We start from the raw sequence: 19,085 nt of genomic DNA, 5'->3' as shown, positions 1-19,085 counted from the left end.
GCGCCCCCCGGCCCCGGCCTCAGCCCGTACGGACCACCAGCGCGGTCGCGATCGCGGCCAGCCCCTCGCCGCGCCCGGTGAACCCGAGCCCGTCCGAGGTGGCGGCGGAGACCGCGACGGGCGCGCCGACCGCCTCGGTGAGCACCTTCTGCGCCTCTTCCCTGCGCTTGCCGATCTTGGGCCGTACGCCGACGACCTGGACGGCGACATTGCCGATCGTGAAACCCGCGTCCCGCACGATCCGGGCCGCCTCGGTCAACAGGGTGATCCCGGACGCGCCGGACCACTGGGGGCGCCCGGTGCCGAAGTGGGCGCCGAGATCGCCGAGCCCGGCGGCGGAGAACAGCGCGTTGCAGGCCGCGTGCGCGACCACGTCCGCGTCCGAGTGCCCGGCGAGACCGGGCCCCTCGCCCTCCCAGAGCAGCCCCGCGCACCACAGGTCGCGGCCCTCCTCGAAGGCGTGGATGTCGGTGCCGATACCGACCTGCGGCAGCACGAAGGGCAGGGCCCGCGAGGCGTGCGCCGGTACTGCCGGGGTCGGGGTCGTGTCGTCAGAAGCCATCGTTGGCCCTCCTCCGGGCGAGTACCGCCTCGGCCAGTACCAGATCCAGCGGTCGGGTCACCTTGAACGCCTCCTCGTGGCCGGGCACGATCACCACCGGCGCGCCGAGCCGCTCGACCATGCCGGCGCAGTCCGTCGCACCCTCCCCCACCTGCTCCACCGTCCGGTGCGCGCGCTGGAGGGTCTCGCGGTCGAACCCCTGCGGGGTCTGTACGGCGCGCAGCAGCGACCGCTCGGGCGTGGCGACGACCGGCTCGGGCTCGCCCTTCTCGCGGGGCTCGACCTCTTTGACGGTGTCCGCGAGCGGCAGCCCGGGTACGACGGCGGGCGCGCCGGCGTGGACGGCCTCGACGACGGCGTCCACGGTCTCGACCGGCACGAGCGGCCGGGCCGCGTCGTGCACCAGGACGGCGGTGATGTCGCCGGGCAGGGCCTCGATGCCGCGCCGTACGGACTCCTGGCGGGTCTCGCCGCCGGGGACGACGAGATAGTCGGTGCGCTCGGGCAGGGCGTGGTCGTCCAGCAGGTTCTTCACTCCGGGCGCGCCTTCGGGCGGGGCGACCACGACGACCAGGGAGACGGCGCGCGAGGCCGCCATCGCGCGGACGGCGTGGATCAGCATCGGGGTGCCGCCCAGCGCGCGGAGCGCCTTGGGTGCGCCGGGACCGAGCCGTACGCCCCGGCCCGCCGCGGGGATCACCGCGGCGGTGCGGTGGGGCCTGGCTTCCTCTGACATTCGCTTGTACTCCGGCAGGTTTGTTCCCTCGGCCGACATGGGTATGGCCTCAAGCGTGCCGGGCGCGACGCTTGACAGGACCCTTCCGTCCCTTCCGTAACACCAAATGCGTCGCGCACGGAACGTGAACCGAAACGTGAACGGGCAGAAGTTTGCGCGTGTACGGGGAATGGCCATGGATTGTCGGGCGGGATGCGGATACACGGACATGCCGCAGCGCCCGGCGACACAGCCATTTACTCCTGGCTGGTCAGCGGGCACCACGGCATTTCACTGCTGCACTGCGCTTGCTGCACTGCGTTCGAATGCGCTGCGTTGCGTTCAGAGCATTCGGAACGCACGGTTCAGGACGCGAGGACCTCGTCGAGCAGAGCCTCGGCCTTGTCTTCGTTCGTGTTCTCCGCGAGGGCCAGCTCGCTGACAAGAATCTGCCGCGCCTTGGCGAGCATGCGCTTCTCACCTGCGGAGAGTCCACGCTCGCGCTCTCGGCGCCACAGGTCACGCACCACTTCAGCGACCTTGATGACGTCGCCGGAGGCGAGCTTCTCGAGATTTGCCTTGTAGCGGCGGGACCAGTTCGTGGGCTCTTCCGCGTACGGCGCCCTGAGCACCTCGAAGACCCGGTCCAGCCCGTCCTGACCAACCACATCGCGCACGCCGACGAACTCCGCATTGTCCGCCGGTACACGCACCGTCAAGTCGCCCTGGGCGACCTTGAGCACCAAGTAGGTCTTGTCCACGCCTTTGATCTGGCGAGTTTCGATGGCCTCGATCAGCGCGGCCCCGTGATGGGGATAGACCACGGTGTCGCCAACCTTGAACGTCATGTGACAGGTACCCCTTCCGTGGCTATCCAGGATAACACGAGAATGAGCGCTTCTGAATGGCGTTTTCGCAGGTCAGGGCGTATCTCGGGGCTTGACAACAGCGCCGCGGTCGTGCTGCGGACGGCTCCCGGAACGGGGTATTCGCAGGTCGGAGCGGCTGCACGGGGGCAGGGAAACGCGCCCGTTACGAAGCGCGCGAGACCCTCCGGAGAGGATGAACGTCCCGATTTGCCGGGTTCTGAAGCTCAAAGTTCCCTACACACGTTCGATGGCTGACTGTCCGTACGAGCGGAAGGGTGACGGAAGTACAGCAGAAGTGCGAGAGATTCTGAATTTGATCACCGCGTCGCGCACCACGCTATTCGTAAGGAATCCGCGGCGGCGCCGGAAATTGATCACCGGTCGATCACCCACTTGATCACCAGCTTTATGAGATCTGCGCGAAACGGTGACCGGTGACGGCTCGGGCGACGGCTCGGGCGACCGCTCGGGCGACGGCTCCGGGTTGTCCGATCACCGGCGGAGATCCGCTCGGAGGCGGGTCGGGTGCGGGGCGACGACGACGGCTCGGTAACCTGAGGGCCGCTGACGGCACCTTTATCCGTATCCGAGGTTCGCAGCGTGTCCTGAGCCCCTCCGTCCGTACGTCCTAGGAGTTGCCGCCGCCGTGAGCCGCAGCCTTCGACGCGGCACTCTCGCCGCTACCGCCCTCGTGTTGTCGCTCGCCCCGCTCACCGCGTGCGGTGCGGGCAACGACGCTCAGACGCTCGGCGTCAAGCCGGACAGCGCCGCCACCTCGGTCGGCGACATCAAGATCCAGAACGCGACGGTCGTCACCCAGCCGACGGCCGAGGCCGAAGGTCCGGCGGTCGTCACCGGCACGGTCTTCAACAGCGGTCAGAAGGACCAGACCCTCGACTCCATCACGCTGCCGGGTGCCGGCGTCACGGTGAAGCTCTCCCCCGCCAAGGGTTCGGGCCCGATCACGGTGCCCGCGCTCGGCTCGGTCCAGCTCGGCGGCGCGGGCAATGCCTCCGCCGTGATCGCTAAGGGCCGCGAGGCGGGGAAGGACGGCGACGTCCAGAAGGTCGTGTTCTCGTTCAGCGAGACGGGCGAGGTCACCCTGGGCGCCCTGGTCTACCCGGCGCGCAGCTACTTCGAGGGCGTCGGCCCGAGCGCCCTGCCGACCCCGTCGGCCACCCCTTCGGCGACGGAGTCCCCGAAGGCCGGCAGCGGCGACACCGCCACCGGGGAATCGGGCGCGCCGAACGCCGATGCGGCGGAAACGGGCTCGGAGGAGTCCGCACCGGCCGACGGTACGGTGACGTCCAGCGCGAGCCTGACACACTGACCGGCGCGCACAGCACCGGCGCGTACAGCACCGGCGCGCACGCCAACGCCTTTGGGGCGGGATCCCGACCACCGGTTCCCGCCCTGCGCGCGTATAACGAACGTCCGGTTTACGGCTCGAACTTGTAGCCCAGGCCGCGCACCGTCACGAGATACCGCGGCGCGCCGGGGTCGGGTTCGATCTTGGCGCGGAGGCGCTTGACGTGGACGTCGAGGGTCTTGGTGTCGCCCACGTAGTCCGCGCCCCAGACGCGGTCGATCAGCTGCATACGGGTCAGTACGCGGCCCGCGTTGCGCAGCAGCATTTCCAGCAGGTCGAACTCCTTGAGGGGCAGGTCGACCTTGCCGCCGGAGACGGTGACGACGTGGCGGTCCACGTCCATCCGGACCGGGCCGGCCTCCAGGGCCGCCGGGGTGACCTCCTCCGGCTCGCCGCGGCGGCGCAGCACCGCGCGGATGCGGGCCACCAGCTCCCGCGAGGAGAAGGGCTTGGTCACATAGTCGTCGGCCCCTATCTCCAGGCCGACGACCTTGTCGATCTCGCTGTCCTTGGCGGTCACCATGATCACCGGGACATTGGACTTGCCGCGCAGTTGGCGGCAGACCTCGGTGCCCGGCAGGCCGGGCAGCATCAGGTCGAGGAGGACGAGGTCGGCGCCGTTGCGTTCGAACTCGTCGAGCCCCGCGGGCCCGGTGGTCGCGATGGCGACCTCGAAGCCTTCCTTGCGGAGCATGTAGGACAGGGCGTCGCTGAAGGATTCCTCATCCTCGACGACGAGCACTCGGGTCACGGAAGGACCTCCGGGGCAGGAATCACGGTCGGGGGAGCCAGCCGAAGGCTGGGGTCTGCGGGGTAGGGGCCGTGGTCTTCCTCGGCCGGTGCGGTGGAGGCTGTGGGGGACTGGCCCGGCGGTGTGGACGCCGCGGACGGCACGGACGAGGTGTCCGGGGCGTCGCGCGCACGCTTCTCCTTGCCGCCGCCCGCCTCGGGCAGCCGCAGGGTGAACGTCGAGCCCTGCCCTTCCGAACTCCATACGGTGACCTCCCCGCCGTGCGAGGCGGCCACGTGCTTGACGATGGCGAGGCCGAGCCCCGTACCACCGGTGGCCCGGGAGCGGGCCGGGTCGACGCGGTAGAAGCGCTCGAAGACCCGTTCACGGTCCTTCTCCGAGATACCTATGCCCTGGTCGGTCACGGCTATCTCGATCAGGTTCCCCCCGGACGCGGACACGCGGTGTACGGCGATGCCGACGCGGGTCCGGGCCGGTGAGTAGTTGACGGCGTTCTCCACGAGATTGCCGAGGGCTCCGGCGAGCTGGCTGCGGTTCCCCCATACGCGCAGGCCGGGCGTGCCTCCGGAGGCCATGTTGATCTGTTTGGTGGACGCGGGCTGCCGGCAGCGGTCGATGGCCTCGGCGATCAGCTCGTCCACGCGCACGGATTCGGAGTCCTCCAGCGGGTCGTCGTTCTGCACCCGGGAGAGGTCGATCAGCTCCTGCACGAGGTTGGTGAGCCGGGTCGCCTCGATCTGCATCCGGCCGGCGAAGCGGGTGACCGCCTCGGGGTCGTCCGAGGCGTCCATGACCGCCTCGGAGAGCAGGGAGAGCGCCCCGGTGGGGGTCTTCAGCTCGTGGCTGACATTCGCCACGAAATCGCGCCGTACCGCTTCGATACGGCGGGCCTCCGTGAGGTCCTCGACCAGGAGGAGGACGAGACGGGAGCCGAGCGGCGCGACCCGGGCGGAGACCGCGAGGGCCTCGCCCCGGCCCGTACCGCGCCGGGGCAGGTCCAGCTCCACCTGCCGTATCTCGCCGTCCCTGCGGGTGTCGCGGGCCATGTGGAGCATCGGCTCCACAGCCAGCTTCCCGCCCCGGACCAGGCCCAGCGCGTACGCGGCGGAGCTGGCCTTGACCACGGAGTCGCTCTCGTCGAGGACGACCGCCGAGGAACGGAGCACCGAGAGCACGGTGTCCACGCCCGGGGGCAGTACGGCATCCGTGTGCAGTGCGGTGCGAGTGGGCCTGGCCTGGTCGCGTTCGCTCCAGCGAAACGCCAGCATGGCGATCACGCCGGTGCACACCCCGGCGATCGCTGCCAATGCGGCGACTGCCGCGTTCACGTCCATGCATCCAGGTTATGCGCGTCCACTGACACTCTCCCAGCCATCGAGGGGCCTCCTCGGACACTCGTCGCCCAGAGTTCACCGAGGAGCAAGGGCCGGTTCACTTGGGGTGGAGGGTCCTGACTTGTCCCGGGCCCACCGTGACATCGTGGGGCTCAGGGCTCCACTCGGGACCGGGGGACGGACTCCACCCGTTTCCTCACCCCACCGGCCTTCCTTACGGCCTTACGGCAGGAACGTACAAGAGAGGGACACACCCCATGCGGGACGCGTACCACGAGGAACTTGACTCGATAGGCGAGGACCTGGTCGAGATGGCCCGGCTGGTCGGTTCCGCCATCGGCCGGGCCACCACGGCCATGCTCGACGCGGATCTGAGGCTCGCCGAGAGCGTGATCGCCGGTGACCAGAAGGTCGACGATCTCCAGCACGACCTGGAGGCCAGGGCGATCGCCCTGCTGGCACGGCAGCAGCCGGTGGCGACGGATCTGCGGATCGTGGTCACCTCGCTGCGGATGAGCGCCGACCTGGAGCGCGCGGGCGACCTGGCCCAGCACGTCGCCAAGCAGGCCAGGCTCCGTTTCCCGCAGTCGCCCGTGCCGCACGACCTGCACACGACGCTGCTGGAGATGGGGCAGCTGGCGCAGCGTCTGATGGCGAAGGCGGCCGAGGTCATCATCACCAAGGACGTCGAGCTGGCGCTCCAGCTGGAGCAGGACGACGACGAGATGGACCTGCTGCACCGCACGCTGTTCCAGCACCTGATGGACGACCGCTGGAAGCACGGCATCGAGACGGCGGTGGATGTGACGCTGCTGGGCCGCTACTACGAGCGGTTCGCGGACCACGCGGTGTCGGTCGCCAAGCGGGTCGTCTATCTGGTGACGGGCGAGCACGCGGACGAGATCCAGCAGGCCGAAACGCCGGTCGAGGGCGCGTAACGGTCACGGGCGCCCGTCGTGTGGGCGCGTGCCTCCGGGGGCACGCGCCTCCGGGGGCACTCGCTGCCGAGGGCACGCGCCTCCGGGAGTACTCGGCGCCGCGACGGGCGCCGGGGCGCGTGCGCCGGGTGCGTACGGCGGCGCCTGCACGGATGCGCCCTTGATGCGCCCGGCGCGATGGGCGTGCAATGGGATACGGCGACATCCGTGCGCGCCCTATGAGGAGGCTCATTCCATGGCCGATTCCCCCATCACCCAGCCCCCGCGGGACACCCCCGGCTCAGCGCCCGGCTCGATCCTGCCCGTCCTGGGCGCCTGCGGCTGCGGCTCGGGCTGCGGCTGCGGCTGCCAGTCGGGCGGCTCCTGCCAGTGCGGCGGCGGCTGCGGCTAGCCACGTCCTGCCGCTCACCCGTAACGTACGCATCTGCAAAAAAGCCGCCGCCCCCGGAACGGAAACGTTCCGGCGGGCGGCGGCCTTCGCCGTGACTGCGTCCTGCCTACTTCTTGCCCTGGTTCTTGACGGCCTCGATGGCCGCCGCCGCCGCGTCGGCGTCCAGGTAGGTGCCGCCCGGGGTGACCGGGTGGAAGTCGGCGTCCAGCTCGTACACGAGCGGGATGCCGGTCGGGATGTTCAGGCCCGCGATGTCCGCGTCCGAGATCCCGTCGAGGTGCTTGACCAGCGCGCGCAGGCTGTTGCCGTGGGCGGCGATCAGGACCGTACGGCCGGCGAGCAGGTCCGGGACGATCGAGTCGTACCAGTACGGCAGCATCCGGTCGACGACGTCCTTGAGGCACTCGGTCCGCGGGCGGATGTCGCTCGGGATCGCGGCGTAGCGCGGGTCGTCGCTCTGCGAGAACTCGGTGCCGTCCTCAAGGGCGGGCGGCGGGGTGTCGTACGAGCGGCGCCAGAGCATGAACTGCTCCTCGCCGAACTCGGCGAGCGTCTGCGCCTTGTCCTTGCCCTGGAGCGCGCCGTAGTGGCGCTCGTTCAGGCGCCAGGAGCGCTGGACGGGGATCCAGTGCCGGTCGGCGGACTCCAGCGCGAGCTGCGCGGTGCGGATGGCGCGCTTCTGGAGCGAGGTGTGCAGGACATCGGGGAGCAGGCCGGCGTCCTTGAGCAGCTCACCGCCGCGCACCGCCTCCTTCTCTCCCTTGTCGGTGAGATTGACGTCCACCCAGCCGGTGAACAGGTTCTTCGCGTTCCATTCGCTCTCGCCGTGGCGGAGGAGGATCAGCTTGTACGGTGCGTCGGCCATGGGGCCGAGCCTAATGGAACGCCCCGGGCGGCCCACCGGCCCGGTCCCCCTGGGCGGGGTTTGACGGGTGTTGTCAATTGAGTGGCGGCGGGCGGGCGGCCCTCCGTAGGTTTCGAGCGATCGTTCGACCGTCCCAGGGGGAATCCGCATGTCCGTCGCCAAGACCGTCCTGAGCGCGCGGCGCGCGGTGCGCGAGAGCGTGTCCGGGCTGCCCCGGGCGTTCTGGTGGCTCTGGGCCAGCACGCTGGTCAACCGGCTGGGCGGGTTCGTCGCCACGTTCATGGCGCTCTACCTCACGCTGGACCAGGGCTACTCCGCCTCGTACGCCGGTCTGGTGGCCGCGCTGCACGGGCTCGGCGGGGTGGTCTCGTCGCTCGGCTCCGGCGTACTGACGGACCGGCTCGGGCGGCGGCCGACGCTGCTGATCGCGCAGTCGGCCATGGCCGTGTCGGTCGCGCTGCTGGGCTTCATGCGGGATCCGCTGGCGATCGCGGCGGTGGCGTTCCTGGTGGGGATGGCCTCCACCGCGTCGCGTCCGGCCGTACAGGCGATGATGGCGGACATCGTCCGGCCCGAGGACCGGGTGCGGGCCTTCTCGCTGAACTACTGGGCGATCAACCTGGGCTTCGCGATCTCGTCGGCGGGCGCGGGCTTCCTCGCGCAGTACAGCTATCTGGCGGGCTTCCTCGGCGAGGCCGTGCTGACGATGGCCTGCGCGGTCCTGATCTTCCTGAAGCTGCCGGAGTCCCGTCCCGAGCGGGCGCCGGTGGCCGCGCGGGGCGGTGCCGGGCCGTCGACGGCGGCTGTTCCGTCCGTACCGTCGGTCGGGCTCGGGGCGGTGGTGCGCGACGGGCGGTTCATGAGCGTCGTCGGGTTGTCCTTCGTCGTCGCGCTGATCTTCCAGCAGGGGGCCGTGGGGCTGCCGGTGGCGATGGGGGCCGACGGTTTCGACAGCGCCGACTTCGGTACGGCCATCGCGATGAACGGCGTACTGATCGTGGTGCTGCAGATCCCGGTCACCCGCCTCATCCAGCACCGCGACCCGCGCCGGCTGCTGATCGTCTCGTCGATCCTCGCGGGATACGGCTTCGGCCTCACCGCGTTCGCCGGCTCGCTCGGCGTCTACATCCTCACCGTCTGCGTCTGGACCCTCGCCGAGATCGTCAACGCCCCCACCCAGACCAGCCTGGTCGTCCGCCTCTCCCCGGTCCACGGCCGGGGCCGCTACCAGGGCATGTACTCCATGTCCTGGTCGGTGGCGGCCCTGGTCGCCCCGCTGATGTCGGGCTTCGTCCTCGACCACTACGGCGCGCAGTGGCTGTGGGGCGCGTGCGCGGTACTGGGTACGGCGGCGGGCGCCGGGTACTGGCTGCTGATGCGGGGGCTGCCTACGGAGGAGCCGGGGCGGGAGGATGCGCAGCAGCCGGAGGCCGAGCGGAAGGCGGCGACCGAGCGGCCGACGGCGGCTGCGCGGGAGGTGACGGCTGCCCGGGAGGACGCGCCGGCCACCGAGGCGATTCCGTAACCCGCGACGCCGTTCACCCGCGCCCGTACACCTTCCGTACGTTGTCCCGCGGCGGTGGTCTGTGGTGGGCCGCCGGGCCCTTGGCGAAGGCTCGGAGTATGTTCTCCGTCGTGCGGGTGACGAACGCGCCGGTGCGGGGGGTCAGGCCGTGGTTGCGGCCGTTGTCCCGGGTGCCGGCCATCAGGGCCTCGACCCAGCGCATCGTTCCCGACGCGAAGACGCCCGCGCCGCTCGGGGTCGTGTAGTACGCGGAGTCGGCGTGGCTTCTGCGGCCCTTGCAGGTCAGCGGGGAGTGGGCGACGATCTCCAGCGGCGAGGGGGTGGGGGCCTCCGGGGTGACGCGGTCGTACTCCACGCCGACGAGGTGCGCGAAGGCGTCTCCGGTCCGTACGCCCGTGCCCGCGAAGATCCAGTGGTCCGCGCTGTGCACGACGTACGGGGCGTCCACCGGGAAGCCCTCGTAGAGGACGCCGGTCAGGGCGGACTCGGGGTCGGCCGCCGGGGGGTGGCGGAAGTCAGTGGTGACCATGGTGCGGTGCTGGACGAGATACGGGTCGTTCGCGTAGTCGGATTTGTAGCAGACCACCGTTCGGGGGTTTCCGGGGTCCTGGCCCTCCAGGCGGATTCTGCGGTAGCAGGTGTTCGCGCCCAGGAACGCCAGGTTGGTCCCCGCGTCGCGCGCCCGTGTGAGGTTCCGCCGCTGCTCCGGTGTCCAGTACTCGTCGTGGCCCAGCGAGACCGCCGCCGCCGCGCCCCGCAGGACGGCCGGGTCCGCGTGGAGGTCCGGGCCCGTCGTGTACGCGAGCGGGATGCCGAGCCGTTCGGCGAGGACGACCGCCGCGCGTTCGTAGACGAGGAACTTCTCGGCGCCGTTCTTGTCGTACGGCCGGTCGAAGCTGACGGCCAGGGAGCGGCTCCCGTACCGGCCGTCCGGGCCCTCGTAGAGGCTCCGGCCGCCCCACAGGTTGTACGCCTGCCAGGTCGCGGGCGCGTGGGCCAGTACGGTCCGCCCCGCGCCGGACGCCGAGCGGACGATCAGCGGGACGTAGCGCTGGTGGCCGTTCTCGGCGTCCAGCCGGAGCAGGTACGCGCCCTCGGGCCAGCCGGTCGCGCGGACGGTGAGGGTACGGTCCCAGTCGGCGCGGACCAGCTGGGTCGCGCGCACCCGGCGCGCCTCGCGCGGGCCGCGCTGGGCCCGGCCCGGCACCCGGTCGGAGCGCCAGACCAGCCGGGCCTGCGCGCCGCCGTACCAGCCAACGCGGTACGCGCAGACGCGGAAGCCGGGCGCGGTGGTCGAGACGTACAGGCCGAACTCCTCGCCCGGCAGGACGCTCACCCGGTCGGTGTAGCCGAGGACGGCGTCGGGCGGGCCCTTGGAGCGGATGCGCCAGTCGGGGCTGCCGGGGCGGGCGCGCTCGGTGGCGTCGGCGGGGAGGGGGGTGCCGGTGTGGAGGGGGGTGCCGGTGTTTCTTGCGGTTCGCTGTTGCTCCTGCGCCGTATCCGCAGCCGTACGCGCGGCATCGCAGGCCGCCACCGCGCCCACCGCGAGCGACGCGGCTCCGGCGGCGGCCACGCCGAGGAAGCGCCGACGGTCCGGTCGGCGGTCCGGTCGGCGGTCCAGCGCCCCCGGGCGGCCCGCCGCGTCCGGTATGTCTGCCATGGGCGCATCCTCGCCCGGGGGTCCGCCTCGCGCTACTGCTGCTGCTCCTGCTGCCGCTACTGCGCCGGCCTGGTCAGATGCGCGAACGCGTCCAGGTTCCTCGTCGACTCGCCGCGCGACACCCGCCACGCGTACTCCTTGCGGATCGCGCTCGCGAACCCCAGCTCCAGCAGGGTGTTGAAGGCGCCGTCCGCCGCTTCCAGCACCGACCCGAGCAGCCGGTCGATCTCGTCCTCCGTGACCGCCGCCAGCGGGAGTTTGCCGGTGAGGTAGATGTCGCCGAGCGCGTCGACCGCGTAACTCACGCCGTACAGCTTGAGGTTGCGCTCCAGCAGCCAGCGGTGCACGCCGTCGGCGTTCTCGTCGGGGTGGCGGATCACGAAGGCGTTGAGGGAGAGCGCGTGGCGGCCGACGCGCAGGGAGCAGGTGGTGGAGAGCTTGCGGATGCCGGGGAGGGTGACGACGTAGGTGCCGGGGGCCGGGGTCTCCCACGTCAGTTCGGCCGACTTCAGCGCTTCCTCGACGACTCGCGCCGTTCCGGTGCTTCCGGTACTTCCGGTGCCTTCGGTGCTTCCGGTGCCTTCGGTGCCTTCGGTGCCTGCTGTGGTTTTCGCGTCAGCCATGTCTCGGAGCGTACGACCTCAGCGCGCTGTCCGGCCCCTGCGCCGGTGGTCGAGCATCGCCTCCGTGTAGACATCCGCCGTCGCGCTCGCCGACGCGTCCCAGCCGAAGTCGCGCGCGTGGCGCGAGGCCGCCGCGCCCATGCGGTCGACCAGCTCGGGGTGGTCGATGAAGTCGCGCAGCGCCCGCGCGTACGCGGCCGGTTCGTGGCCGGGTACGAGAAAGCCGGTCACCCCGTCCCGCACCGCCACCGGCAGCCCGCCCACGGCCGCCGCGACCACCGGGGTGCCCGCCGCCTGGGCCTCGATCGCGACCAGGCCGAAGGACTCGCTGTACGAGGGCATGACCAGCACGGACGCCGCCCGGAACCAGTCCGCCAGCTGCGCGTGCCCGACGGGCGGCCGGAACCGTACGACGTCCGCGATGCCGAGCCGCGCCGCCAGTTTCTGGAGCACCTCCGGCTTGGCGAGGCCGCTGCCGCTCGGGCCGCCGACGACCGGCACCACCAACCGGGTACGGAGCGACGGGTCCTGGTCGAGGAGTACGGCCACGGCGCGCAGCAGGACATCGGGCGCCTTGAGCGGCTGGATCCGGCCGGCGAAGAGCGGAATGAAGGCGTCCTGGGGCAGGCCCAGCCGGGCGCGGGCGGCGGCGCGGCCGTCGGCGGGGCGGAAACACTCCAGGTTGACGCCGGGGTGGACGACGGCGGCCTTCGCCGGGTCGGCCTCGTAGAAGCGGACGAGGTCGGCGGCCTCCTCGGCCGTGTTGGCGATCAGCCGGTCGGCGGCGCGCACGATCTGGGTCTCGCCGATGACGCGGGCGGCGGGCTCGGGGCGGTCGCCGTCGGCGAGCGCGGCGTTCTTGACCTTGGCCATGGTGTGCATCGCGTGCACGAGCGGGACGCCCCACCGCTCGGAGGCGAGCCAGCCGACGTGCCCGGAGAGCCAGTAGTGGGAGTGGACCAGGTCGTAGTAGCCGGGGCGCTGGCCGGCCCACGCCTGCATCACCCCGTGGGTGAAGGCGCAGAGCTGCGCGGGCAGGTCCTCCTTGTCGAGGCCCTCGTACGGTCCCGCGTCGACGTGCCGGACGAGGACGCCGGGCGCGAGTTCCACGGTGGGGGCGAGCCCGCCGGTGGTAGCGCGGGTGAAGATCTCGACCTCGATGCCGAGGGTGGCGAGACGTTTCGCCAGCTCGACGATGTAGACGTTCATGCCGCCCGCGTCGCCCGTCCCCGGCTGGTGCAGCGGGGAGGTGTGGACGCTGAACACGGCGATACGGCGGGGCCTGCGGTGGTGGCCGGGGAGCCGGAGCCGGGGCGGGCCGACGAACGTACCGGCGATGCGGGACACGTACTGGCTCATGTCCACCGTCCTGTCGCTCGGGGTCACTCGGGGTTTCTGGAGCCCCGGGGTCTGTGGGTCTCGCTTCTTCGGCTCTGTACGTTCGGCTCGTACGTTCGGCTCTGTACGTTCGGAAGGGTCCGGAGGGTTCTGGAGAGTTCCGAAGACGTCCGAAGGGCGTGAACAGTGGGGCGGGCCCTTTTCATTTCCGCTTTACCGAAACGTTACTCCCGGGGCTCAGCCGTCACGCGGCACGCCCTTCTCGTTACGCTCGTCCCATGGTGTCCCCGTCCCCTTCAACCCGCTCGTCCTCGCCCCGCTCGGCCCGTCCGGTCGGCACCGTGACGCGTGGCACCACCCACCAGAACCGGCTGCGCCGCATGGACCGCTGGATCGCCGCCACCCACGGCCCGGCGCTGCGCCGGGCGGCCGACCCCGTGGTCGTCGACCTCGGATACGGGGCCGCCCCCTGGACCGCCGTCGAACTGCTGCGGCGGCTGCGGGCGGCGGAGCCGCGTACGGAGGTCGTGGGCATCGAGATCGACCCGGCGCGGGTCGCCGCCGCGCTCCCGTACGAGACGGACGGGCTCCGCTTCCGGCACGGCGGCTTCGAGATCCCGCTCGGCGTGGTCTCGGGCGCGGGCGGGAGCGGGAGCGGGGGCGGGGGCACGGGCGCAGGCGCGGGTGCCGACACCGGCGCGGGCGCGGCCGTACCCCGTCGGCCCGTCCTCATCCGCGCCGCCAACGTCCTGCGCCAGTACGACGAGGCCGAGGTCGCCGGGGTCTGGGCGCGGCTGTGCGCGCGCCTCGCGCCGGGCGGGCTGCTGGTGGAGGGCACGTGCGACGAGATCGGCCGGCGCCATGTGTGGGTGGCGCTCGGCCCGGAGGGGCCGCGTACCGTCACGTTCGCGACCCGGCTCGGCTCCCTCGACCGCCCCTCCGACCTGGCGGAACGGCTGCCCAAGGCGCTGATCCACCGCAATGTGCCCGGCGAGCCGGTGCACGCGTTCCTGCGGGACTTCGACCGGGCGTGGGCGGCGGCGGCCCCGTACGCCTCGCTGGGCGCGAGGCAGCGCTGGATCACGGCCGTACGGGAGTTGTCGGCCGACTGGCCGCTGGCGGACGACCCGCGCAGGCGCCGGCAGGGCGAAGTGACGGTGGAGTGGGCGGCATTGGCGCCGCGTTCATGACGCGTACACCGCATGTACGGCGCACCACATACGTACCTCGTGCATCGTGTGTGGCACGGGCCACATGGACCTCACAGACGATGTGGGGGAACCCGTGAGCTTCCTTCCTCCTCTGTCTCTTTGACCGTGAACATGGCACCATCGCCAAGGGGAACGAGCTGCTGACGACCGGTCGGACGGCCGGCCGGGCGAAATACCTGGCTTCGGAGGGGGAGTCCGTGAACCGACGCCGTTGTGCGGCCGTAGCGACCACCTTGGTCTGCGCGCTGGCCGTACTCGCCTCGCCGGACCCACTGAACCGGGCGTACGCCGCGCCCGTGCCCACGCCGGCCGCCTCCCCTTCCGCCGTGGCCCCGCCGCCGGTCGAACTCCCCCCGGGGACAACGGAGTCGGACATCGCGGGCTCGGGCATCGCGGGCTCGGGCGCCGGGAGCGGTGAACAGTCCCTCGAAAAGGTACGGCTGGAGATCGCGCGGCTCTACCGCAAGGCCGCGTCCGCGACCGACGCGTACAACCTCGCCGACGAGCAGGTGAAGAAGCAGGCGTCCGAAGTCGCCGATCTGGCCGGGGACATCGTCAGGGGCCGGCAGCGCATCGACGCCCTCAGAGCCCAGGCGGGCGCCGCCGCCCGCGCGCAGTACATGGGCGCCGGCCTGCCGCCGGAGGCCCGGCTGCTTCTCGCCGGTGACCCGCAGCTCTTCCTCGACGGCGTCGGCCGGATCAAGCAGGGCCAGAAGGCCACCAGCGACCTCATCCTCGAACTGACCCGGGAACAGGAGGACTTGAAGACCTACGCGGCCGACTCCCATACGCACTGGGAGCGGCTCAAGGAGACCCGGGACAGGAAGGAAAAGGCGGAGAAGGAGATCAAGAAGCAGATCTCCGCCGCCAAGAAGCTGGAGAAGAGCCTCGTCAAGAAGGACCGTGAGCGGCTCGCGGCGCTGGACCGCGCGGCGGCGGCGCGGGCGCAGACGGCGTGGCTCGGGACGGAATCGTTCCAGCTCCAGGGGGTTGGCCTGGGCGCGAGCGAGCAGGGCGCGAAGGCCATCGGCTTCGCCACGGCGCAGATCGGCAAGCCGTACGTGTGGGGCGGGGCGGGACCGAACTCGTTCGACTGCTCGGGACTGACCTCGCAGGCGTGGCTCGCGGCGGGCCGGCCCATCCCCCGCACGTCGCAGGAGCAGTGGCGGCTGCTGCCGAAGGTCGCCGTCGCGGACATGCGGCCCGGCGACCTGATCATCTACTTCGCGGACGCCAGCCATGTCGCCATGTACGTGGGCGACGGGCGGATGGTGCACGCGCCCCGGCCGGGCCGGAACATCACGATGGCGGGCGCGGGGTCGATGCAGATCCTGGGAGTGGTCCGCCCGGACGCGTAGGGCGACCCGTGGACAACCCGTAGACAACCCGTAGGCGACCCGCAGCCGACCCGCAGCCGACCCGCAGGGCGCGACGCCCGGCCGGCTCTCTCCTTAACCCTCACGTGATGTTTGTCATGGCCACCGGTGGCCGAATAGCGCCGGATGCGTTACGGGATACGGCATATGACGGTGGCGCCCGGTCCCCGTGCCATTCCGCTGGGGGCGCGGCTAACGCTATGGTCCCGGTCTGGTGGGGCGTCGACCGTCGCCCGCACCATGCCCTCGGGGGGTGGGAAGGAAACCCAGACCGATGCCCGCATCCGTACCCGTACCGCGGCAGCGCACAGGGCCGGCGCCGGAGGCCGAGCGCGGCCCGGTGGCGGACTCCGCCGTGGGCGGCCCCGGGGACACCTCTGCGGAGGACGCCGAGGGCGCTTCCGTCGAGGGCACTTCCGCCAAGGACGCTTCTGTGGGCGGCGATCTCACGCTCCTCGTCATCGCGGACGACCCGGCGGGCGACCTCACCACCGCACCGGACGACCTGACGCAGCCGGAAGGCTCCGGCGCGACCGGCACCCGGCTCCGTATCCGTACCGCCCGCAACCTCACCGAGGCCGAGCGGCTGCTCACGGACGACATCCACTGCATCCTGGTGGATCTCGCGCTGCCCGCCGTCGGCGGAATGGACGCGGCCGACGAACTGGCGCCGCTGAAGCACGTACTGCGGCTGGCACCCCGGCACGCCGTGCTCGCCCTGGCGGCGGAGGGCGATGTCGAACGCGCGGCGGCGGCCGTACGGGCCGGCGCGCAGGACTACCTCTTCCGCGACGAACTGGACGGGCGGCTGCTGAGCCGCGCCATCCGGTACGCCGTCGAGCGCAAGCGCGCGGACATCGCGCAGCGCCAGCTGACCGAGTCGCGGCTGCGCGCGCAGGAGAACGCCCGGCTGGAGCGCGGTCTGCTGCCCACTCCCCTGCTCCAGGGCTCCGACCTGCGCTTCTCCTCGCACTACCGGCCGGGGCGGTCCCGGGCGCTGCTGGGCGGGGACTTCTACGACACGGTCCGTACGCCGGACGGCACGGTCCACGCGATGATCGGCGACGTCTGCGGCCACGGCCCGGACGAGGCGGCGCTCGGCGTGGAGCTGCGGATCGCCTGGCGGGCGCTGACCCTGGCGGGGCTCTGCGGCGACCGGCTCCTCGCGACGCTCCAGCAGGTGCTGGAGCACGAGCGGGAGAGCGAGGAGATCTTCGCGACGCTCTGTACGGTCGACATCGCGCCCGACGGGCGGCGGGCGGGCCTCTGCCTCGCGGGCCATCCGTCGCCGCTGATCACCCGGGAGGGCCGGGCGGGCGAGCTGCTCCCGTACGAGGACGGCGGCCCGGCGCTGGGGCTGCTGCCGGGCGCGCGCTGGCCGCGCAGGCAGGTGGAGCTGGGCGGCTCGTGGAGCCTGATGATGTACACCGACGGTCTGATCGAGGGCCGGGTCGGTCCTGGGGCCACCCAGCGGCTGGGCCAGGAGGGCATGGTCGAGATGGTCAACGGCCACCTCGCGGACGGGCTGAGCGGCGACGACCTGCTGGAGGCGGCGGTGGCGCGGGCGCGCGAGCTGAACGGCGGGGAGCTGACGGACGACGTGGCGGTACTGCTGCTGGGGCGCGGCGCGTAGGGTCTCGCGGCGGCCGTAGGGTCATGCGGTGGCCGGTAAAGGGGGGTCAGCGCCCTCCGTTGTAGGGCCCGTAAGGACCGTCGCTGCTGGAGCCGCCGCTGCGGCGTCCGCCGCCGCCACCGCCGGAGACCGCCTTGAGTGCGGGCCGTACGTCGACCATGAAGACGATGGTGGCGACCAGCCCGGCGAGCTGCAGGAACAGCATCGACAGCAGGAGATCCACGGCGACCGTGACGCCGAGAATGATCAGCCAGAACATCTTCGTCTGCTTGTCGGCCGCCCGGTACGCGTCCTCCCGGGCCGCCGCGGCGAAGAAGAGCGCGACCACGGCGAAAATGACCATGCCCAGGCTGAGCAGGGCGAGCAGCGAGTTGAATCCCGAAATCAACATGCCTGAGACCCTCCTAAACAATCGGGACCGAACAGCCAAGGTACCTGGACAACGGGCCGGACACCCTGGAGGTGCCCGGCCCGCGCTGAGACGTTCTACTCGGCAGGGGCGGCCGGCTCGGCAGGCTCCGCCGGGGCGGCCTTCTTCGCGGCGGCCTTGCGCGGCCCGGCCTTCTTGGCGGTGGCGGGCTTCACCTCGGGGGCGGGCTCGGACGCGGGTGCGGTCGCGGGCGCAGTCGCGGTCGCGGGCGCAGTCGCGGTGACGGGCTCCACGGCGACGGGGATCTCGGTGATCTCCTCGGCCGCCTCGCCCCGCCAGGACCGTACGGTCTGCTCGCCGCGCTCCGCGACCCTCTCGTACGTCTCGCGAGCCCTGACGGCGTACTCGGCGGCCACGCCGACGCCCCGGAGCGCCAGATCCTGCGCGGTCTCGCCGAGCTTCTTCAGGTCGGTGTCGAGGACCCCGATCACCTCGGTAACCTTGGCCTGCACGGTCGCCTGGGCTTCCTTGGCCTGCACGCTGACCTTGTCCTGCACGGCCTTCGGGTCCGCGTTCCGTACCGCCTCGAACCGCCCCGGGGCCTCGGCCCGCAGCTGGTCGATCAGGCCGGGCACCTTCTTCGCCTGCTCCACGGCCAGCTCGGCCGTACCGGCGGCGAAGTAGAGGGGCTTCGGGTCGGTGAGGGTCTTGCGCAGGTCATCGGTGATGGCCATGACTGTGTCCTCCCGGATCACTGTGAGGGTGGTGGTGTGTCTGAAGATTCGGCGGGCGACTCACCGGCGCCGGCGCCAGTGCCGGTCCCGGTCCCGGCGGCCTCTGCGGCCTCGGCCCCGGCCTCCGCATCCATCGCGTTCTCCTTGCGGAACGAGTCGTAGATCTGCAGAAGCACCTGCTTCTGCCGCTCGTTGATCGAGGGATCGGCCAGAATGACCGCCCGCGTCTCCAGCTCCTCCCGCTCCCGCTCGTCGAGCATCCCGGCCTGCACATACAGGGTCTCGGCTGAAATCCGCAGCGCCTTCGCCAGCTGCTGGAGAATGTCCGCGCTGGGCTTCCGCAGCCCGCGCTCGATCTGGCTCAGATACGGATTCGACACCCCGGCGGCATCGGCGAGCTGCCGCAGCGACAGCTGCGCGTGACGCCGCTGCTCGCGCAGATACTCACCGAGATTGCCGACGTTGAGTGATGCCATGCCGCCATCCTGCGACCGCGCGCTAACTTTTGCAAGCACACGCTTGCAAAAGTGTTACGCGCCACTCGCCCCTCGCCTGTGACTCGCAGCCATAACTGTCCGTTCCCAGTGAAGGTGAGCGCTTCCCGCGCTATCTGATCGGCGAAGTGATCGGGTCCCGGTTGTTCTGATCAGCGGGACCTGGTCGGCGTCTCAGCCGGTCGGTGCGCCGACGTAGGTGTGGGTGCGGGTGTACGCGGTGAATCCCAAGGACTCGTACAGCCGCTTGGGGATGGGGTATGCGGCGTCGCCGCGCGAGTAGACGATGGCACGGTGGCCACCGGCGTCGGCGAAGGCGTGCAGCAC

The 19,085-nt window shown here is 71.5% G+C and carries 19 protein-coding genes; 7 read left to right on the top strand and 12 right to left on the bottom strand.

All coding sequences use genetic code 11. The annotated features are described in order from the left end of the window. Positions 1 to 19: 19 nt before the first annotated feature. The 3 genes from ispF to AB0389_RS25185 form a co-directional block, all read right to left on the bottom strand. A complete protein-coding gene (ispF, locus tag AB0389_RS25195; protein WP_366397749.1) occupies positions 20 to 562 on the bottom strand; it encodes a 2-C-methyl-D-erythritol 2,4-cyclodiphosphate synthase in 543 nt (180 codons plus the stop codon). After that, a complete protein-coding gene (gene ispD, locus AB0389_RS25190) occupies positions 552 to 1,298 on the bottom strand; it encodes a 2-C-methyl-D-erythritol 4-phosphate cytidylyltransferase (protein ID WP_366397748.1) in 747 nt (248 codons plus the stop codon). Before ispD ends, ispF begins: the two co-directional genes overlap by 11 nt. A 344-nt stretch (positions 1,299 to 1,642) precedes the next feature. Next, positions 1,643 to 2,125: a CarD family transcriptional regulator gene (locus AB0389_RS25185; protein ID WP_003953493.1), complete on the bottom strand. Its 483-nt coding sequence runs from the start codon at positions 2,123 to 2,125 to the stop codon at positions 1,643 to 1,645. Positions 2,126 to 2,792: 667 nt separating this feature from the next. On the opposite strand from AB0389_RS25185, the gene AB0389_RS25180 reads away from it, so the two are divergent. After that, the gene (locus AB0389_RS25180) at positions 2,793 to 3,476 is read left to right on the top strand and encodes a DUF461 domain-containing protein (RefSeq protein WP_366397747.1); all 684 of its coding nucleotides are present in this window, start codon (positions 2,793 to 2,795) and stop codon (positions 3,474 to 3,476) included. A 109-nt stretch (positions 3,477 to 3,585) separates the two neighbouring features. Here AB0389_RS25180 and AB0389_RS25175 read toward each other — a convergent pair whose 3' ends face one another. After that, the gene (locus AB0389_RS25175) at positions 3,586 to 4,266 is read right to left on the bottom strand and encodes a response regulator transcription factor (protein WP_030353388.1); all 681 of its coding nucleotides are present in this window, start codon (positions 4,264 to 4,266) and stop codon (positions 3,586 to 3,588) included. Continuing rightward, positions 4,263 to 5,600 (bottom strand): ATP-binding protein, encoded by a 1,338-nt coding sequence (locus AB0389_RS25170; RefSeq protein WP_366397746.1) that lies wholly within the window; start codon positions 5,598 to 5,600, stop codon positions 4,263 to 4,265. Before AB0389_RS25170 ends, AB0389_RS25175 begins: the two co-directional genes overlap by 4 nt. A 257-nt stretch (positions 5,601 to 5,857) precedes the next feature. Here AB0389_RS25170 and phoU point away from each other — a divergent pair, with 257 nt between their 5' ends. Both phoU and AB0389_RS25160 read left to right on the top strand, forming a co-directional pair. Further along, the gene (phoU, locus tag AB0389_RS25165; RefSeq protein ID WP_114660691.1) at positions 5,858 to 6,538 is read left to right on the top strand and encodes a phosphate signaling complex protein PhoU; all 681 of its coding nucleotides are present in this window, start codon (positions 5,858 to 5,860) and stop codon (positions 6,536 to 6,538) included. Positions 6,539 to 6,773: 235 nt separating this feature from the next. Continuing rightward, positions 6,774 to 6,929 carry a hypothetical protein gene (locus tag AB0389_RS25160; protein WP_366397745.1) on the top strand — a complete coding sequence of 52 codons (156 nt, stop codon included), beginning with the start codon at positions 6,774 to 6,776 and terminating at the stop codon, positions 6,927 to 6,929. Positions 6,930 to 7,035: 106 nt separating this feature from the next. Here the strand turns inward: AB0389_RS25160 and AB0389_RS25155 are convergent, their stop codons facing one another. Next, positions 7,036 to 7,794 carry a phosphoglyceromutase gene (locus AB0389_RS25155; protein WP_114660690.1) on the bottom strand — a complete coding sequence of 253 codons (759 nt, stop codon included), beginning with the start codon at positions 7,792 to 7,794 and terminating at the stop codon, positions 7,036 to 7,038. A gap of 148 nt (positions 7,795 to 7,942) precedes the next feature. Between AB0389_RS25155 and AB0389_RS25150 the strand changes: the two genes are divergently transcribed. Next, positions 7,943 to 9,319, top strand: a complete 1,377-nt coding sequence (locus tag AB0389_RS25150) for an MFS transporter (protein WP_366397744.1) — start codon at positions 7,943 to 7,945, stop codon at positions 9,317 to 9,319. Positions 9,320 to 9,332: 13 nt separating this feature from the next. On the opposite strand, the gene AB0389_RS25145 is transcribed toward AB0389_RS25150, so the two are convergent. The 3 genes from AB0389_RS25145 to mshA are packed head-to-tail and all read right to left on the bottom strand — an operon-like array spanning position 9,333 to position 12,961. Next, positions 9,333 to 10,979, bottom strand: coding sequence for a N,N-dimethylformamidase beta subunit family domain-containing protein (locus tag AB0389_RS25145; protein WP_366397743.1), 1,647 nt, complete (start codon positions 10,977 to 10,979; stop codon positions 9,333 to 9,335). Between the two features lie 56 nt (positions 10,980 to 11,035). Continuing rightward, positions 11,036 to 11,602 (bottom strand): YbjN domain-containing protein, encoded by a 567-nt coding sequence (locus AB0389_RS25140; protein WP_366397742.1) that lies wholly within the window; start codon positions 11,600 to 11,602, stop codon positions 11,036 to 11,038. Between the two features lie 18 nt (positions 11,603 to 11,620). Further along, positions 11,621 to 12,961 (bottom strand): D-inositol-3-phosphate glycosyltransferase, encoded by a 1,341-nt coding sequence (gene mshA, locus AB0389_RS25135; protein WP_366397741.1) that lies wholly within the window; start codon positions 12,959 to 12,961, stop codon positions 11,621 to 11,623. A 257-nt stretch (positions 12,962 to 13,218) separates the two neighbouring features. Here mshA and AB0389_RS25130 point away from each other — a divergent pair, with 257 nt between their 5' ends. The 3 genes from AB0389_RS25130 to AB0389_RS25120 all read left to right on the top strand — a co-directional run bounded on the left by AB0389_RS25130 (position 13,219) and on the right by AB0389_RS25120 (position 17,160). Continuing rightward, a complete protein-coding gene (locus AB0389_RS25130) occupies positions 13,219 to 14,130 on the top strand; it encodes a class I SAM-dependent methyltransferase (protein WP_366397740.1) in 912 nt (303 codons plus the stop codon). A gap of 218 nt (positions 14,131 to 14,348) precedes the next feature. Then, positions 14,349 to 15,509, top strand: coding sequence for an NlpC/P60 family protein (locus AB0389_RS25125; protein WP_366397739.1), 1,161 nt, complete (start codon positions 14,349 to 14,351; stop codon positions 15,507 to 15,509). A 292-nt stretch (positions 15,510 to 15,801) separates the two neighbouring features. Beyond that, positions 15,802 to 17,160, top strand: a complete 1,359-nt coding sequence (locus AB0389_RS25120; RefSeq protein WP_366397738.1) for a SpoIIE family protein phosphatase — start codon at positions 15,802 to 15,804, stop codon at positions 17,158 to 17,160. A gap of 46 nt (positions 17,161 to 17,206) precedes the next feature. On the opposite strand, the gene AB0389_RS25115 is transcribed toward AB0389_RS25120, so the two are convergent. The 3 genes from AB0389_RS25115 to AB0389_RS25105 all read right to left on the bottom strand — a co-directional run bounded on the left by AB0389_RS25115 (position 17,207) and on the right by AB0389_RS25105 (position 18,740). Then, positions 17,207 to 17,551, bottom strand: a complete 345-nt coding sequence (locus tag AB0389_RS25115; RefSeq protein ID WP_366397737.1) for a DUF2516 family protein — start codon at positions 17,549 to 17,551, stop codon at positions 17,207 to 17,209. A 95-nt stretch (positions 17,552 to 17,646) separates the two neighbouring features. Continuing rightward, positions 17,647 to 18,264, bottom strand: coding sequence for a hypothetical protein (locus tag AB0389_RS25110; RefSeq protein ID WP_366397736.1), 618 nt, complete (start codon positions 18,262 to 18,264; stop codon positions 17,647 to 17,649). Between the two features lie 17 nt (positions 18,265 to 18,281). Then, complete coding sequence (locus AB0389_RS25105; protein WP_366397735.1) at positions 18,282 to 18,740, bottom strand: helix-turn-helix transcriptional regulator; 459 nt, start codon at positions 18,738 to 18,740, stop codon at positions 18,282 to 18,284. Positions 18,741 to 19,085: the final 345 nt, after the last annotated feature.

Source organism: Streptomyces sp. NPDC093109 (assembly GCF_040701725.1).
Lineage (GTDB): Bacteria > Actinomycetota > Actinomycetes > Streptomycetales > Streptomycetaceae > Streptomyces.
The sequence above is the reverse complement of the archived record's forward strand: the minus strand, read 5'-3'. Positions and strand labels throughout refer to the sequence as shown.

What these genes read in the sequence shown, in the direction of transcription:
- ispF (WP_366397749.1), bottom strand. Translation starts at nt 562, where the DNA reads ATGGCTTCTGACGACACGACCCCGACCCCGGCAGTACCGGCGCACGCC.
- ispD (WP_366397748.1), bottom strand. Translation starts at nt 1,298, where the DNA reads ATGTCAGAGGAAGCCAGGCCCCACCGCACCGCCGCGGTGATCCCCGCG.
- AB0389_RS25185 (WP_003953493.1), bottom strand. Translation starts at nt 2,125, where the DNA reads ATGACGTTCAAGGTTGGCGACACCGTGGTCTATCCCCATCACGGGGCC.
- AB0389_RS25170 (WP_366397746.1), bottom strand. Translation starts at nt 5,600, where the DNA reads ATGGACGTGAACGCGGCAGTCGCCGCATTGGCAGCGATCGCCGGGGTG.
- phoU (WP_114660691.1), top strand. Translation starts at nt 5,858, where the DNA reads ATGCGGGACGCGTACCACGAGGAACTTGACTCGATAGGCGAGGACCTG.
- AB0389_RS25160 (WP_366397745.1), top strand. Translation starts at nt 6,774, where the DNA reads ATGGCCGATTCCCCCATCACCCAGCCCCCGCGGGACACCCCCGGCTCA.
- AB0389_RS25155 (WP_114660690.1), bottom strand. Translation starts at nt 7,794, where the DNA reads ATGGCCGACGCACCGTACAAGCTGATCCTCCTCCGCCACGGCGAGAGC.
- AB0389_RS25150 (WP_366397744.1), top strand. Translation starts at nt 7,943, where the DNA reads ATGTCCGTCGCCAAGACCGTCCTGAGCGCGCGGCGCGCGGTGCGCGAG.
- AB0389_RS25145 (WP_366397743.1), bottom strand. Translation starts at nt 10,979, where the DNA reads ATGGCAGACATACCGGACGCGGCGGGCCGCCCGGGGGCGCTGGACCGC.
- AB0389_RS25140 (WP_366397742.1), bottom strand. Translation starts at nt 11,602, where the DNA reads ATGGCTGACGCGAAAACCACAGCAGGCACCGAAGGCACCGAAGGCACC.
- mshA (WP_366397741.1), bottom strand. Translation starts at nt 12,961, where the DNA reads ATGAGCCAGTACGTGTCCCGCATCGCCGGTACGTTCGTCGGCCCGCCC.
- AB0389_RS25130 (WP_366397740.1), top strand. Translation starts at nt 13,219, where the DNA reads ATGGTGTCCCCGTCCCCTTCAACCCGCTCGTCCTCGCCCCGCTCGGCC.
- AB0389_RS25120 (WP_366397738.1), top strand. Translation starts at nt 15,802, where the DNA reads ATGCCCGCATCCGTACCCGTACCGCGGCAGCGCACAGGGCCGGCGCCG.
- AB0389_RS25115 (WP_366397737.1), bottom strand. Translation starts at nt 17,551, where the DNA reads ATGTTGATTTCGGGATTCAACTCGCTGCTCGCCCTGCTCAGCCTGGGC.
- AB0389_RS25110 (WP_366397736.1), bottom strand. Translation starts at nt 18,264, where the DNA reads ATGGCCATCACCGATGACCTGCGCAAGACCCTCACCGACCCGAAGCCC.
- AB0389_RS25105 (WP_366397735.1), bottom strand. Translation starts at nt 18,740, where the DNA reads ATGGCATCACTCAACGTCGGCAATCTCGGTGAGTATCTGCGCGAGCAG.